This is a genomic window from Coriobacteriia bacterium, from assembly GCA_041658765.1.
In the GTDB taxonomy this organism is placed as follows: Bacteria; Actinomycetota; Coriobacteriia; order Anaerosomatales; family JBAZZO01; genus JBAZZO01.
Genome location: JBAZZO010000013.1, coordinates 15,487 through 30,410 on the forward strand (window position 1 = coordinate 15,487; position 14,924 = coordinate 30,410).

General features: G+C 67.2%; 16 protein-coding genes and 3 tRNA genes. 1 reads left to right on the plus strand and 18 read right to left on the minus strand.

Going from position 1 to position 14,924, the window contains the following annotated elements:
• Positions 1 to 65: 65 nt before the first annotated feature.
• Complete coding sequence (locus WC971_08245; protein ID MFA5844802.1) at positions 66 to 260, plus strand: ferredoxin; 195 nt, start codon at positions 66 to 68, stop codon at positions 258 to 260.
• A 6-nt stretch (positions 261 to 266) separates the two neighbouring features.
• On the opposite strand, the gene WC971_08250 is transcribed toward WC971_08245, so the two are convergent.
• From WC971_08250 to purM, 18 genes are all read right to left on the minus strand, one after another.
• On the minus strand, positions 267 to 1,310 hold the full coding sequence (locus WC971_08250; GenBank protein MFA5844803.1) for a hypothetical protein: 1,044 nt from the start codon (positions 1,308 to 1,310) through the stop codon (positions 267 to 269).
• Between the two features lie 151 nt (positions 1,311 to 1,461).
• The gene (locus tag WC971_08255; GenBank protein ID MFA5844804.1) at positions 1,462 to 2,127 is read right to left on the minus strand and encodes a class D sortase; all 666 of its coding nucleotides are present in this window, start codon (positions 2,125 to 2,127) and stop codon (positions 1,462 to 1,464) included.
• Positions 2,120 to 3,058 (minus strand): ice-binding family protein, encoded by a 939-nt coding sequence (locus WC971_08260; GenBank protein ID MFA5844805.1) that lies wholly within the window; start codon positions 3,056 to 3,058, stop codon positions 2,120 to 2,122. Before WC971_08260 ends, WC971_08255 begins: the two co-directional genes overlap by 8 nt.
• Positions 3,059 to 3,154: 96 nt before the next feature.
• The gene (locus WC971_08265) at positions 3,155 to 3,580 is read right to left on the minus strand and encodes a hypothetical protein (GenBank protein ID MFA5844806.1); all 426 of its coding nucleotides are present in this window, start codon (positions 3,578 to 3,580) and stop codon (positions 3,155 to 3,157) included.
• Between the two features lie 35 nt (positions 3,581 to 3,615).
• A tRNA-Val gene (locus tag WC971_08270) sits at positions 3,616 to 3,690 on the minus strand.
• Positions 3,691 to 3,765: 75 nt separating this feature from the next.
• Positions 3,766 to 5,730 (minus strand): NHL repeat-containing protein, encoded by a 1,965-nt coding sequence (locus WC971_08275; protein ID MFA5844807.1) that lies wholly within the window; start codon positions 5,728 to 5,730, stop codon positions 3,766 to 3,768.
• A gap of 123 nt (positions 5,731 to 5,853) precedes the next feature.
• Positions 5,854 to 6,231: a type II toxin-antitoxin system VapC family toxin gene (locus WC971_08280; protein ID MFA5844808.1), complete on the minus strand. Its 378-nt coding sequence runs from the start codon at positions 6,229 to 6,231 to the stop codon at positions 5,854 to 5,856.
• A complete protein-coding gene (locus WC971_08285) occupies positions 6,228 to 6,437 on the minus strand; it encodes an AbrB/MazE/SpoVT family DNA-binding domain-containing protein (GenBank protein MFA5844809.1) in 210 nt (69 codons plus the stop codon). Before WC971_08285 ends, WC971_08280 begins: the two co-directional genes overlap by 4 nt.
• Positions 6,438 to 6,709: 272 nt before the next feature.
• Positions 6,710 to 7,525 carry a nucleotidyl transferase AbiEii/AbiGii toxin family protein gene (locus WC971_08290; protein ID MFA5844810.1) on the minus strand — a complete coding sequence of 272 codons (816 nt, stop codon included), beginning with the start codon at positions 7,523 to 7,525 and terminating at the stop codon, positions 6,710 to 6,712.
• Positions 7,522 to 8,328, minus strand: coding sequence for a type IV toxin-antitoxin system AbiEi family antitoxin (locus WC971_08295; protein MFA5844811.1), 807 nt, complete (start codon positions 8,326 to 8,328; stop codon positions 7,522 to 7,524). The genes WC971_08290 and WC971_08295 overlap by 4 nt, the downstream gene beginning before the upstream one ends.
• A gap of 274 nt (positions 8,329 to 8,602) precedes the next feature.
• Positions 8,603 to 8,678, minus strand: a tRNA-Glu gene (locus WC971_08300).
• Positions 8,679 to 8,689: 11 nt separating this feature from the next.
• Positions 8,690 to 8,765 (minus strand) — tRNA-Lys (locus WC971_08305).
• A gap of 133 nt (positions 8,766 to 8,898) precedes the next feature.
• Positions 8,899 to 10,452 (minus strand): bifunctional phosphoribosylaminoimidazolecarboxamide formyltransferase/IMP cyclohydrolase, encoded by a 1,554-nt coding sequence (gene purH, locus WC971_08310; GenBank protein ID MFA5844812.1) that lies wholly within the window; start codon positions 10,450 to 10,452, stop codon positions 8,899 to 8,901.
• Between the two features lie 24 nt (positions 10,453 to 10,476).
• Positions 10,477 to 11,652, minus strand: a complete 1,176-nt coding sequence (locus WC971_08315; protein MFA5844813.1) for a branched-chain amino acid ABC transporter substrate-binding protein — start codon at positions 11,650 to 11,652, stop codon at positions 10,477 to 10,479.
• Between the two features lie 102 nt (positions 11,653 to 11,754).
• Entirely contained in the window at positions 11,755 to 12,213 is a 459-nt protein-coding gene (locus WC971_08320) for a hypothetical protein (GenBank protein MFA5844814.1), read from the minus strand.
• A 62-nt stretch (positions 12,214 to 12,275) separates the two neighbouring features.
• Positions 12,276 to 13,187 carry a hypothetical protein gene (locus tag WC971_08325; protein ID MFA5844815.1) on the minus strand — a complete coding sequence of 304 codons (912 nt, stop codon included), beginning with the start codon at positions 13,185 to 13,187 and terminating at the stop codon, positions 12,276 to 12,278.
• A 36-nt stretch (positions 13,188 to 13,223) separates the two neighbouring features.
• Positions 13,224 to 13,850: a phosphoribosylglycinamide formyltransferase gene (purN, locus tag WC971_08330; GenBank protein ID MFA5844816.1), complete on the minus strand. Its 627-nt coding sequence runs from the start codon at positions 13,848 to 13,850 to the stop codon at positions 13,224 to 13,226.
• 10 nt (positions 13,851 to 13,860) lie between these two features.
• Positions 13,861 to 14,919: a phosphoribosylformylglycinamidine cyclo-ligase gene (gene purM, locus WC971_08335; GenBank protein ID MFA5844817.1), complete on the minus strand. Its 1,059-nt coding sequence runs from the start codon at positions 14,917 to 14,919 to the stop codon at positions 13,861 to 13,863.
• Positions 14,920 to 14,924: the final 5 nt, after the last annotated feature.

Below are 14,924 nucleotides of genomic sequence, written 5' to 3' on the forward strand. Positions count from 1 at the left end.
CGCGAGTGACCGGCGCTGCCCATGGGAAGGAACATCCAAGTAGCCGTCTGCCGAAGGAGGGCGTCATGCGACTCGTCGTCGATCTCGACCTGTGCATCGGCTGCGGTGTGTGCGAGCAGGAGTGTCCCGAACTCTTCGAGGTCGGTGACGACGGGCTCGCGCACGCGATCGTGGACGACCCCGGTCCGGAACTCTTCGATTGCGCGGGCGCTGCCGAGGAGCTCTGCCCCGTCGACGCGATCAGCATCCTCGGGGAGTGAGCGCCCTCAGCGCACCGTGAAGTACCTCACCACGCTAGTCGCCGCATGGTCGGTGTCCGAGTGCACGGCGAGGACCTTCCAGCGACCTGCGCCCGCGATCGTGAACCAGATACCGTACCGCGACCCGCCGGCGACGTCCTGCGCCGCCGAGGTCGTGTAAAGGCGCTGGCGCCAGCGGCCGCTCTCGAGCCGGTAGAGCGTCACGCGCACGACGTTCGAACCCGCGCGGTGACGTGGCCGCAGCGTCCCCCACGCCGTGTAGCGGCGTCCGCGCGCCACGATGCTCGGAACGGCGGGTGCCGTGAGCGCCGCGCGTGAAGTCACGACACGGATCGGGCTCACGGCGAGCGCGTACGTGTCGTCCCCGGCGAACCCCAGGTAGAAGTACGTCCGGCGATAGCCGCGCAGCGCCGTCGCATAGCTCCCCGTCGTCGACGTGAGTGTCGCGACCGCGCTCCAGGTCACGTTGTCCGGTGAGGTGTAGAGCGTCACCGCCCGGCCCGCGATCGGCGCTCCCGCGCCGTCCAGCATCCGGCCGGTGATCGCCACGGTCCCGCCATAGGCGAGGGTCGTGCCGGGGGCCGAGATCGACAACGTCGCCGTGTCTCCGTACAGGATCCGGTACGAGCCGGTGCTCTGCCCGGCCTGTGGGATGCTCGCCGCATATATGTCGAGGTAGTAGGTCCCGCCCCCACCTTGCGGGACCGTGTAGACGAACCCGTCGACCTCGCCGGCGGCCTCGCGCGAAGATGCGACGGCCTGCGACGCGGTATCGACGCCTGTCACTCCCGGCGGGAAGAGGTACATGTCGAAGTCGGTGCCGGCGACGTTCGTGTCGGACGGGAGGAGCCAGAAGCGGATCGACTGCCCGGCGGCGAGCGTCACCTGGAAGACCTGGTCGGCGTCGTCGCCGCTGATGAAGCTGCCCGTGAACCCGGAAGCAGGCAGCGCGGCTCCGGGGAACGCCTCGGCACCTGCCACAGCGGGCAGCAGCGCGACGAGCAGGAGTGCGGCGGTCAGAACACTGAAGAGACGGCGGAATTGGCGCATGGACGCCTCCCGAACGCAGCCGCAGGACCTCCCGGCCCGCGGACGGTCTCGGCGGCCGGACTTCTCCGCCGGAGGAGCCGTGCTCCTCGCCATGAGGATACCCCTCACGGGCATCTCCCGAAACGTCCGCGGCACGCCGGCAGAGGCTACTTCACTTGATCAGATGTGGGCTGGGCCTGTGCACCAGGTCCGCGACGAGCACGTAGCGGCGCGGTGCGTTGCCGATGTAGTAGAACGGGTAGCAGGTGCTCACCGTCAGGACGGCGTGGTCGGTCGGCACGATGACCGTCCTGTCGTCCTTGTCGACGATCCGGATGCGCCGGATCTCGTAGTCGAATCTCCCGGCGGACGTCTGCGTGACGAACCGATCGCCTATCTCCAGATTGCCAAGTCTCCTGAAGACCGTGTCGCGATGTCCGGAGAGGACGCAGTTGTCCGTCTGCCCGGGCAGCACGCTCTTGGTGTAGTGCCCCACGCCCCTCTTCAGATCGTCCTCGTCGGTCCCCTGGATGATCGGCAGGCTCTGCCCGAGGGCCGGGATCGACAGGACCCCGATGGTGTCGCCCTGCGCGGGGTACTTCGGGTACAGGGCCCGGTCGGGATCGGGCGTCTCGGACGACCCGCTCGGCTCCGTCGAGACGGTCGTGCTGGAAGAGGGATGCCGGTAGACATCGGCGGACCGCACAGACTGCGCCCTGATGTTGATCAGCGCCAGGAAGATGAGGCCTATCCCGAGGACCAGCAGCCCCAAGGACAGTCTGGAGACGAGGGAGGACTTGTCCCGCGACGATCTCGGCCTATACCTCGGCCTATACATGTGCCTTTCTGGTTCCCCAGAGGCCGGCAGCCCCGATGAGCGTCAGGACAGCGCCTGCGAGGAGGACGTTGTACCAAGGTGTGGCGGTGTTCGGGAGCACTCCCCCGCTGTCTGTCGACGGGACGACGTCCTCGCCCGGACCAGGTGTCGGCCCGGGCGTGGGTGTGGGCGTGGGTGTGGGCGTCGGTGTGGGCGTCGGAGTTGCAGCCGCGCAGACTCCGTTCGTGATGGTGTTGGTGTCCAGCGTGACCGAACCGTTCCGGGCCAGAAGCTGTCCCTGCACCGTCGCACCGGTCTGGGCCGCGATGGACGTGAGCGCGAAGATGTGTCCCACGAACTGGGAGTTGGTCCCCAGGGTCGCGGAGCTTCCGACCTTCCAGAAGACCCGGCAGTACCGGGCGCTGTTGGTGAGACTGACGACACTGCCCGCGAATGTGACGAGCGTGGTGTCCGTCTGGAACACGAAGACACCATCGGGATCGCCCTGGGCGTCGAGCGTTAGAGTCTGGCCCGCCGCTATCTCGAACGTGCCGCTGTTCGAATGGTAGACGCCGGGGATCAGGGTCTGGCCACCAAGCTCGGTGTCGATGATGGTGGGCGTTCTTCCCGCGGCGTCGTCATATGCGGTGATCAGATCGTTCTTGGCATCGAGCGCGACGGCATCGGCCAGGTGCGTGGTCCCATTCGCCAGTGTCACGCTCGCCTGCCCGGTGAATGCGGGGTTCGGATGCGACCCGACGTCTCCGCCGGCATCTCCGCCTATCCAGGTCGTTCCGGTATTGGTGATCCCCTGGCCGGACAGGATCGCGAAATTGGAGGTCGATCCAAGGAGCACCGGAGCTGCAAAGCTCACCGCAGGTAGTGCGATCATGACTGCCAGAAAGAACGCCAATAGCAGCGATACGTGCCGCAACCTGCTCGGTGTCGCCATCGATCGGCTCACTCCCCCCGCATTCGTCTTTCGTGGACGCGCCTTCATCCGTAGTATGTACCCTTCCTCGCCTTACAATGCAATACCAGGTCAGCCCTAAGGCTCATGGCAAGCTCGAGACTTTAGCGTGCGCCCACCGGCCCACAGCTCGCAGCGGTACTCCACACAAAGGGGGGCGCGATACTCCCGCGGCAGCAGACAGCCCGTGTCCGGGTGGCAGAACTGGCACTTCCTCGTGTCGATCCAACCCGGAAGGCTCGCCCTGTAGGCGGCGCCGTCCTCGGTGGGAAGGTGACTGAGGCGCGGGTCGTGCAGAGGCGGGACGCCAGCGACGCCGGGACCGTATCCGCCCTCACTCAGCGCCAGTGCGCCGCTCGCGACGAAGCGATCCAGCCACTGGTCGATGTACTCGGGCAGCCAACCCTCGCCGATGTATGCCCCGTTCTCGTCGTGTGCCAGGTACAGACAGCAGCACAAGCCGCCGCAGGCGTGGCAGAACTCGAAATCCGCGTCCTTGGGCAAACGAGCCTCCCGCTCCGGAGCGGACTGGTTGTTCCTGGTGGGCGATGAGGGATTCGAACCCCCGACTTCTTCCGTGTAAAGGAAGCACTCTCCCGCTGAGTTAATCGCCCGCGCGCGGTCCGGGCGCGAGAGCGCCCGGCGATCCCGCCAAGTGTCGCATAGGCGCAGGTCGCGCGCCATGTGTGTCAGTAGCAGTTGAAGAACGTCGGGCGAGAGATCGAGTAGGCGTGGCCCGCTTCGGCGTGGTCGGCGGCGACGTACCATCTGCCGGTGCCTCTGACCCAACAGCGGGCCGCGAACCGCGTCCATGTGCCCGAGTAGTAGTACGTCGTCGCGGGGACCGTGCCTCGAAGCACCCACCCGTTCCACTCGTAGTGGAAGAAGCGGAAGTTGACGGTCCTCCGGCCCACTGCATGCCGCGGCGAGATATAGCCGGTGGCGAGGAAGATCTGGCCGCCGTAGACGGCCCCGGGCACCGAAGGGGCCGTCAGGTTGTCGCGGATCCCGATGCTGACACTCCGACTGATGACGTCGCGATAGGGGTAGCCGCCGAGGAAGCGGGCCCGGTAGTTCGTGGGTCTCGTGATCGCCGGCATGGTCCTGACGGCCTGGCCGCCGCCCCCGGTCGTCGTCGTCCCGACCGTCACCCAACCGGTGCCCGGGACATACCTCTCGAAGCGGATGGGCTTTCCCGGCAGCGGGAAGACGTACGTCCCGATACTCGAGCCGCCGCCCGGGAAGTACCCTCGCAGGATCGCCGTCAGCGTCACTCCGGTCCCACCTATCACCGAGGTGACCGGGGCGGTGAGCTGGATGCCCGTGTCGTACCACTGCGGCGGCGGAGGGGTCGCCTCCACCGAGAACCTGACGGTGTGCTCGCTCTCGACGTTGCGGGCGAAGTCGGCCGCCCAGTACCGGAGAACATGGTTGCCGATCCCCGTGGCCACCTCGACGGAGGCCGACGTCGTCGTCTGTTCGGTGAAGGTGTCGAGTCTCCAGTTCAGCTGCGCGACGCCGCTCCCTTCGGCACCATCGGCCGAGGTCAGGCGTATCGTCGCGCTTCCGACCCTCGTGGTCACCTCGGAGCGCGACACGGGCGGGGTGTTGTCCGGCCGCGAGTTGATCTTCCGGAAGCGCTGGATCCGATTGCCGCCGTCGACGATGAAGACGTAGTCGCCGACCACATCGACGTCGGTCGGCCACCACACCTGTCCCAGAAGACCGTCGGTCCCGTTGACGCCCAAACACTCCACAGGGCCCGTGTTGCCCGATCTGAGCGTCCCGGCCGCATACCTCACCACGCCGGACGTCTCAGTGGAGGCGCCCGGTTCGGCCACGAAGAGGTTCCCGTCCGCGTCGAGCGCCATACCGCGCCGCCTGGGTGTCGAGCGGCCGAAGCTGAAGTAGTGCCGCAAGGGAGGTGTGAAGTAGGGGATCCGCCCGCTCTCGGACACGTAGATCGTGCCGTTCGTGGCGACGACGGCGCAGTTCGGGACGTTGAACCCCGTCCAGCCGAAATAGCTGCGAAGGACGACCGTGGGCGACGGGGGGTAGTCCACCCCCGTGTAGGAGTCGAGGAGCACGCCCTCGGGACTGTACTTCCGCAACCCGTCCGCGTCTTGGACGGTGTAGATGCTGCCGTCCGGGCCCACGGCGAGTCCCGGCCACTCCATCGAGAAGTTCGTGGCCGATCTCGGCGTGCTCCACGAACGCACGATCTCGCCGGTCGTGGTGTACGCCACGACCTTGTAGTTGTCGGAATCGGACAGCGCGACGTAGAGCAGACCGTTCGGATGCCAGACGATGTCGCGTGGCCCCATGTAGTAGTAGCCGATAGGGCCGCCCGATGTCGGGAAGGAGCGGACGAACGTGCCGTCGGAATCGAAGACTTGGATACGCGCGTTGTTCGTGTCGGAGACGTAGAGACGGCCCGACGAGTCGTGGGTGATGTAAGATGCGCCGTTGAACTGCCCGGGAGCCGACCCCGTCCCGCCCCAGACAAGCTCCGGGACGTAGGCCGCCGATGCCACGGAGGGCGCGAACGCGGCGACCATCGCGAGCAAGAAGACGGCGACCCGCAGCGAGGCGCGAACGAACCCCCGGGGGAGCCGGTGGAGGACGGTCTCTGTCGAGGCGGAGCCGGACGACATGTCGCCCACCTCCTATCGAGGCTGGCGTCTCTTGAGCCCTAGCGTACTCCGTCAGCTCCGGAAGGCGAAACGTCGCACTTCAGAGCTGAGCTCGGGCCTCGCCGATCCCCTGATGCCGAGAGGTCAGCCCGCCGTCTCGCGGAACTCGACGCCCTCCATGCCTTTGAAATGCGCGTCCTGCGTCCAAAGGACAGCGTTCTCCGCACGAGCGGTCGCGAGGATGATCGCATCGGCCATGGCGAGCCCTGTCGCCAACGACAACCGGGCCGCGTCGAGCGCGAGTGTCGAGGACAGCTCGACGACCCTGCCCTGCAACATCGCGCCGACCGCCTCGAGGGCTTTCGCCTCGCCCGCGAGCTGGCACGTCCGCTTGAAGACCTCGAATAGGGCCAGTGAGGGAACGACCGACTCTTCGGGCGATTCGATGACTGCGGAGAACTCGCTCGCATTCGGGGCGTCGCCGAAGTACTCGAGCCAAGCGGATGAATCGACGACGTTCACACCCTGTCCTCCCGGTCGCGCTCGAAACTCGTATCGAGACCTCGGAGCATGCCCCGAAGCTGGCTGACCGGCCTGACCGGCAGGAACTCGATGCGATCGCCGTACGCCAGAGCATGCACCTTCTGGCCGGGCACGAGCTTCAACTGCTCGCGAATGGACTTCGGGATGACGACCTGGAACTTAGGCGAGATGGTCACGGTCTCCACGGCGCACCTCCTTGTGCTACGCATAGTCTATCGATAAAGCACCTGACTAACAACTAGCTGGTCGATGTTATCGATGCTGTTTGTGGAGCGGAGGGACCGGCTTGCTGCCGAGTCATGCGCGCCTGCAATGACCCGGCCGACGTCCTTTCGAGTGGCGCCCAGAACAGGTCGTAGGTGGTGGCCCTACCGGCCGGCGTCGTCCAACATGCTTGGGCGACAAATCCGGGGCGCTTCTCCGGCGCCCGCGGTCATCGACCAGCATCCCCTGCGGCTTAGGTGAGACCCTTCCACGGCTCGCCGGGAAGACGGGCGATCAGTTGGTCGTGCACGAGCGACGCTGCGGCGTCGACGTCGTATCCCGCCGGGTCGCGAAGCAGTGGAATCACGTCGACGCGGAAGTCGGAAGACGCGAGCTTTCCCACCATGTTCGCCTCGAACTCCGCGCGCGAGATCGAAGTCTCCATTCGCGCCAGGTACTCGCCGAGACACTCCATGATGTGCGCCTCATTCAGGTCGAGGGTGGTGAGTCCGAGCCACAAGTCGTAGAGGTCGCGCCCCTTCCGTCGCTGGAAGAGCGCCCTCATCTTCGTTGCCAACATCTCTTCCAGCGTGAACGTGGTGACCAGCTCGTCGGCGGAGTGCCACGGGCTCGATACGGCGAACGGCATATGCTGCAGCCCATCGACGCTGAAGTGCTCCCGAGTATTGATCTCCACCTTCACCCGCATCCGCTGCACGGGCAATGCGGTGGTCTCGAATCGGTAGAGCAGCTTGGCGCTGTCCGGGCGCTGCTCCCAGTTCGGGGCCCCCAGCCACGGATCTAGCGCCTCGCGCAGCTCTCCGAGCACCGGGCCGATCGGACCGGCCTCGACCTGCACGAGATCAAGGTCCTCGGAGTAGCGCCCCGGAGGATCGAAGTGGAGCTTGTGCAGCGCGGTCCCGCCGCGGAAGGCGAGCGCGTGGCGCAGGGATGGACGGCCGAAGATCGCAGTCAGCGCTCTCGACAGGATCAGGTCCTGCTCGACTTGCTCGTCTTGGGGCCATGGCGCAGAAGCTCTCCACGCCGTGATCTGGGCTCGCGGGATCACAGATCGATCTCCACTTCCAGGTTCGGGATCACACGCCAGGGACTGACTGCATCGGCGCCGGCCCGAGGCGCATCGGGAGCAAGCGCAACCGGCCGATACCGCTTGGAGCCAAGGACGCGGAGCAACGGGTCGGCGAGCCGGGGCTGGCCCGCTCGGTCCAAGAGGTAGCCGAGGCGCTGGATCTCGGGGGTCTTGCGCAGTTGCGCAACAGAATACAGGGCCTCCGGCTCAAGGCGCTCGGCGAGTTCAAGCAGCACCGTCGCGACGTTGCTCAAACCACCGCAGGCCGCCGAGAAGCGCACGAGATCGAACGCCGTCGACTCGGGCGTGGACACGAACATGGTGCCGGTCTCCGTCTGCATCGCGACAGCGGGGGTCTCGGCGACAGAGCCGCTCATGTGGAAGGTGATGCGCGCGCGTCCGGCCACGCCCTCGCGGGTGGGACGGTCGGTGACGACCTGAAACGTCATCGGCTGCTGATGAGAAGCGCCGTGGATGGCCGCTGCGGATAGCAACCCCACGTAGTAGGGCTGATCGAGGAACCGCATCAAGTCGTCGATGAACCACGACGGCGGCGAGCCGGCCGTGATGTACTCGGTAGGCACGATCACGTAGAACCCGCGACGCGGAGTCACTATGCGACCGCGCTTCTTGAGCCGGCGCAGTGCGTTGTCGACCGCTATCTCAGACGTCGGCAGCGCGGCCCGCGCGTCGGCGTGAGAGAACGTGTAGGTCCCCGTTGCCTGAAGCTGTTCGACGAACGCCGAGACCTCTTCAGGGGCTGTCACTTCTTGAATCGCCATTTCACTTTCATAAGGTAGCGCTCAACGCTGCTTTACGCAAGTAGATTGGCGCTTTCAGAAGGAAGTTGAGAGCAACGGGGCATCGAGTGCAATCGGGCAACAAGCCGATGTCGAGGGCCGATCCTCAGCAACAGGGATTTTTGGGCACCAAGATGGAGCAGAAATGGCCTCTGAGCTGCGGTTTTGCTCTCTGCCTAGCCCTCAGAAGGGCACGATTTGTTGCCCGATTTCAGGCACGCAAAAGGGATGTGCAATCCTCTGAGCTGCGGTTTTATGGTGCCCCCAAGGGAATTCGAATCCCTGTTGCCGCCTTGAAAGGGCGGAGTCCTTGGCCGCTAGACGATGGGGGCATGTACGCGTGTGGTGGGCCGTGTAGGTCTCGAACCTACGACAACCGGATTAAAAGTCCGGTGCTCTGCCAGCTGAGCTAACGGCCCCTTTCAAGAGACGAGGCGGCACGGGACAGCCGCCGACGCACGGGCAAGTGTAGCCAAGCCCGCACGCGACAGTCAACTCGCCGCAGGTAGTGCACCTAGTAGGGGCGGAATCGATTCGCGTGCCGCAGCACATCTAGTGCCTGAAGTGGCGGTGGCCGGTGAAGACCATCGTCATCCCGCGCGCGTCCGCGGCGGCGATCGCCTCCTCGTCGCGCACCGAGCCGCCCGGCTGGATGACCGCCGTGCAGCCCGCGTCGCCGACGACTTCGAGCGAGTCGGGGAAGGGCATGAACGCGTCGGAGGCGCACACGCTGCCCTTCGTCTTCTCGCCCGCCTTCTCGACGGCGATCTTCGCCGCGTCGACGCGGCTCATCTGCCCGGCGCCGACGCCGATGCTCGCGTAGTCCTTCGCGAGCAGGATGCAGTTGCTCTTGACGCTCTTCGCGACCTTCCATGCGAAGAGGAGCTGCTCCCACTCGTCCTTGGTGGGCTGGCGCTTCGTGGGCACCGTGAAGCCGGAACGGTCCTCGGTGACGGAGTCGTAGGTCTGGACGAGCATGCCGCCTTCGACCTTGCGCATCTCCAGACCGCGCTCCGCGGTGTGGCGGATGCCGCCGGTGCGCAGGAGCCGGATGTTCTTCTTCTCGGTGAGCAGCGCGAGCGCGTCGGCGTCGAACTCGGGCGCGACCATGACCTCGACGAACTGCTCGCGCTCGTTGATCGCCTCGACCACGCCCTTCGTGACCGCCCGGTTGAACGCCATGACGCCGCCGAACGCCGATACCGGGTCGCTCGCGTGCGCCTTGACGTACGCGGCGAGCGCGTCGGCCGCTATCGCCGTGCCGCACGGGTTCGTGTGCTTCACGATGACGCACGCCGGGTCCTGGAACTCGGCGACCGCCGACCATGCGGCGTCGGTGTCGAGGATGTTGTTGTACGAGAGCTCCTTGCCGTGGAGCTGCTCGGCGCGAGCGAGGCTGTGCGCGGGGGCGTCGTCGTCGCGGTAGAAGGCGGCCTGCTGGTGCGGGTTCTCGCCGTAGCGCAGCTCCTGTGCCTTGTGCAGGCGCGGCCGCAGCTCCTCGGGGAACTCCGCGTCCCCGAGCAGGTAGCGATAGATCGCTGCGTCGTAGGCCGACGTGCGGCGGAAGACGTCCTTGGCGAGCCGGCTGCGCGTGGCCATCGTCGTCGCGCCGCCGTTCGCGCGCATCTCGTCGAGCACGGCCTCGTAGTCGGCGGGATCGGTGACGACGGTGACCGCCGCGTGGTTCTTCGCCGCGCTGCGCAGCATCGAGGGACCGCCGATGTCGATGTTCTCGATGGCCTCCGCCAGCGTCACGCCCTCCTTGGCCACGGTCGCCTCGAACGGATAGAGATTCACGACGACGAGGTCGATCAGGGTGATGTCGTGCTCGAACGCCTGAGCCAGGTGCTCGGGGATGTCGCGGTTGGCGAGCAGCGCGCCGTGCACCTTCGGGTGCAGCGTCTTCACGCGGCCGTCCATCATCTCGGGGAAGCCGGTGACCTCGTCGATGGGGATGACGGTGAGTCCGGCGTCCGCCAGCGCCTTCGCGGTGCCGCCGGTCGAGACGATCTCGACGCCCATGGCGGCTAGGCCCGTGCAGAACTCCACCAGCCCCGCCTTGTCGGACACGGACACGAGCGCCCGGCGGATCTTGACCTGGTCCATCGCGTTCCCCTCTCCCCTTCGCACCTACTCGATCACTTGCCTCCATGCCGTGCCGGTGACCCGGTACGCCGATATCGCCTTGTTCGAGGTGTCGCCGTCGCCGTCGAATCGGAACTCGCCGGTGACTCCGTCGAAGGCCATCGAACGCAGCGCGTCGGCGACCTTGGCGCGGTCGGGTCCCGCCTCGAGCACGGCCCGCACCAGCGCCCACGCACAGTCGTACGCGTAGCTGTCCCATACCTCGGGATCCTGAGAGTACTCCTCGCGGTACGCCGCCTTGAAGTCGGACCCGCGGGGCTGCTGCTCGAGCGGGAGCCCGAGACTCGTGCAGATGTCGCCAGCGGCGTTCGCCGCGCCGGCGATCCTGATGTACTCGGGCGTATGCAGCACGTCGCCGCCGACGAGAGGCGTCTTCAGGCCCAGCCCCTTGGCCTGCTTGCTGATGAGCGCACCCTCGGTAGGGGCGCCTCCGTAGTAGATCGCCTGGACCTTCGCCGCCTTCATCCTCGCCGTCAAGGCCGAGAAGTCGACGTCCTTCGCGTGGACGGTCTCCCGCAGAACGACCGTCCCGCCGCCGGACTCGAATCGCTCGACGAACTCGGCGACGAGTCCCTTCCCGTAGGGCGTCGAGTCATCGACGACCCCGACACGGGCGAAACCGAGCTTCTTCCGCATGAGATCGGCCGCGAACGCACCCTGGGCGTCGTCCTTCGCGACGATGCGGTTCACCACGTCATAGCCCTGAGCCGTGAGCAGAGGGTCCGACGAGACGGAGATCATCGGGACCCCGGCGTCCTGATAGACCTTCGATGCGGGGAGGGAGCAACCCGAATCGAAGTGACCCACGACGCCGACGACGTCCGTGTCCGCGACGATGCCGTTCGCGACGCTCACCGCCTGCTTCGGATCCCCCCGGTCGTCCACGGCGAACAAGTCGAAACGACGTCCCGCGTCGCGCACGTCGCCGGAATCGTTCGCTTCCTTGAGGGCGAGTTCGACGGCACGCTTCATGCCGAGACCGTACACCGCTTCGTCGCCCGTGAGCGGGACCGCGAGACCGATCTTGACCGGTGCGGCCCCGGTGGAGGTCCCTTCGAGCGGGAGCCCCTTCTCGCGAGAGGCGCAGCCCGAGACAGCGAGCACGACGAGGAGCATGCTGGCGACGAGCGCTGCTTGCGTCCGGCGGCGGCGTGCGGGCATCTTCGCCGTCCCTTCGTACGCGGCTGCCGACGGGTCACGTGCGGAAGGGAGTCCCCCCGGCGCGACTATACCAGCACCGCCCGCGGACGCGGAAGGTCGCGCTCAGATGCAGGACAGCGGGCTGATGAACAGGGTGCACTCGACGAGCGCGCACAACTCGCCGCACGCGTAGACCGAGCGGCGCGCGAAGGTGTCGCGCCGCTTGGTCAGCGGCGGCACGAGGGGCCTCATCCGGCGTAATCGGCCGCTCTTCTTGTAGATCGCCTCGGCGATGTCGCCCCACTGCTCGACGCACGCCCGCTTCGCCAAATCCGGGTCTTCCGGGAGAAGCGGGCGGAATCCGCGCTTCATGAGAAGCGCCGAGCCGGCCAACGCCATCGAGCGGCGCATCTCACGATCGGCCGTCTCGTAGTCGCACCGCTTGTAGGCGGCCCTCGCAAGGCTCGCGGCGTCCCACGCGTCGCGCACCTGCGGAAGCGCCTCGTCCACCGCGGACTCGTCCACGACCGCGAGACCTTCCTCGACCCACGCGCTGTAGTCGAAGAGCTTGACCCTGCCCACCGGACGTCCTCCCTTCGGACGCGAGTCCGAGGTGATGATGTCCCACGCGGACTTACCAGAGTCTAAACGGGCTGCTCATCATCGGTGTCTGCAGGAGGCTCGGCATCCGCCTCGAAGTCGAGCTCGGCTTCGGTGGTCTCCTCGGGGGAGCCCTCCGCTTCCGGTGTGGCCGGACGGCCGCTGCGGTAAGCCCACCAGGCAGCGACGCCGAGGATCACGACGACGGCGAGGAGCGTGCCGATGAGACCCCACGAGCGTCCGCCCGCCTGAGGCGCCTGCGCTCCCGCACCACCCGCACCGCCGGTGGCGCCTCCTGCGTCCGTCCCGCCGGGCTGGCCGTCCGCCGGAGGAACGGGCGGGGTACCGTAGGAGATCTCTAGAACGAATTCCTGCTCGGCTTTGACGTTCTTGAACGCCTTCGCGTACTCGGTCGAACCGGCGACTCCCGGCGACGGCGTGAGTCCCTGGATGCCCTTGGGGTTCTTCGCGCCCTGGGGCACTTCGACCGAGAGGACAACGCTGTCCAGGTCCGACGGCGCCTTCCAGGCGAGCCGCTTGGTCGTGACGCCGTCCTTGACGGTGACGAGATCGGGGGCCTCGACCTCGACCTGCGCGGTGCGGGCCTTCTCCATCTGGAAGACGACGTATCCGTAGTCCTTGCCCGGCATCGTGTTGGCCTCGCGCACGATGTCCGTGCCGCCCGCGCCCACCATCTCGCCGACCCACTTCAGGTTCGCCGCCGGCTCGGCGGGGATGCGCAGCGCCACCTGCACCGGGAGCTTCACGCTGTCCTTCAGCTTCGCGTTGACGACGACGAGGGGTACGCCGATCTTGCTCGTGACGAGCTTGACCGTCGTCTGCTTGAAGTTCTGCGCGGGATTCGCTCCCGCGGCGATCGGCGCGGCGAGCGAGCAGAGAAGCGCCAGCAGGGCGACGAGAGCCGTGATCCGGACACGGGATTGCGTGCGAGACATGAAGGACCTCCTCAGGGTGTGACCTCGACATTGATATCACACCTCAGGCACTATATGCACCTTTCGGCCGTCCACGCGCGCACTTCCCGACGCGATCGCCTGGATGGCCAGAGGGTAGAGCTTGTGTTCCACGGCGTGCAGCTTGGCTTCGAGCGTCTCGAGGGTGTCGTCCTCCGCGACCTCGACGCAGCCCTGCGCGAGTATCGGCCCCTCGTCGAAGACGGCGCTGGCGAAGTGCACGGTCACTCCCGCGACCTTCACGCCGTAGGCGAACGCGTCGGCGATGCCATGGGCGCCAGGGAACGAGGGGAGCAGCGCCGGGTGGATGTTGAGCACGGCGCCCGGGAAGGCATCGAGCACGACGGACCCGAGCAGGCGCATGTAACCCGCCATCACCACCAGGCCGACCCCGTGCTCGCGCAGCACGCGCACGATCTCGCCGCTGTACTCGGCGCCCGTGCCGAAGGCGTCGCGGTCGAGGAAGACCGCCGGGATGCCGGCGCGCCGCGCGCGCTCGAGCCCGAAAGCGTCGGCCACGTTCGAGACGACCACCGCGACGTCCGCTTCGAGAGAGCCGTCGGCGGATGCGTCGATGATCGCCTGCAGGTTCGTGCCGGAGCCCGAGATAAGGACTCCGAGCCTCAGCCTCTCGCGCGCGACCACCGCGACCCCCTCAGCCGTAGACGACCCTGCCCGTGCCGGACACGATCTCGCCGATCTCCGTGACCGTCTCGCCCGCCTCCCGCAGAAGACGCGCGGTCCGCGGGCCGTCCTTGGCGCCGACTATCACGCAGAAGCCGACGCCCATGTTGAACGTGCGGCGCATCTCCTCGTCGTCGATACCCGCTGCCCGCTGGATCAGGCCGAAGACCGCAGGCGTCTTCCAGGAGCCGCGCGCGAGGAGCGCGTCGCAGTCCTTCGGCAGGGCGCGGTCGAGGTTCTCGGTGATGCCGCCGCCCGTGATGTGCGCCATCCCCTTCACGGGGACCTCGGCGAGCAGCGCTTGGATGCCGCGCGCGTAGATGCGGGTCGGCGCGAGGAGCGTCTGCGCCAGCGTCGCGCCGCCGAGGTCGACGCGCGGCAGCTCGAGCTCGGCCTCGTGGCCCTCGACGAGCACCCGCCGCACGAGCGAGAAACCGTTGCTGTGCACGCCCGACGACGCGAGACCGAGGACGACGTCCCCCGCGCACACGGTCGAGCCGTCGACGATCGCGGATCTGTCGACGACGCCGACGCAGAATCCCGAGAGGTCGTAGTCGTCCGCCGGCATGACCCCGGGATGTTCGGCCGTCTCTCCTCCGAGCAGCGCGCAACCGGCCTGGCGGCAACCGTCGGCGATGCCCGAGACGATCGCGGCGACCTTCTCGGGCACGACACTGCCGATGGCGATGTAGTCGAGGAAGAAGAGCGGCTCCGCGCCGCTGACGAGGACGTCGTTGGCGCACATCGCGACGAGGTCGACGCCGACCGTGTCGTGGCGGTCCACCAGCTGCGCGAGCTTCAGCTTCGTCCCGACGCCGTCGGTGCCCGAGACGAGCACCGGCTCCTTCATCCCATCGAGATGGGGCGCGAACAGCCCTCCGAAGCCGCCGATATCGCCGAGCACCTCGGGGCGGTACGTCGAGCGGACCGCCTCCCGCATCAGGTCGACGGCACGCGCGCCGGCGCCGATATCGACGCCCGCGTCGCGGTAGGAGACGGGACCGCGCTCGTCGCGGGGGGTATCCGGCATGCTCG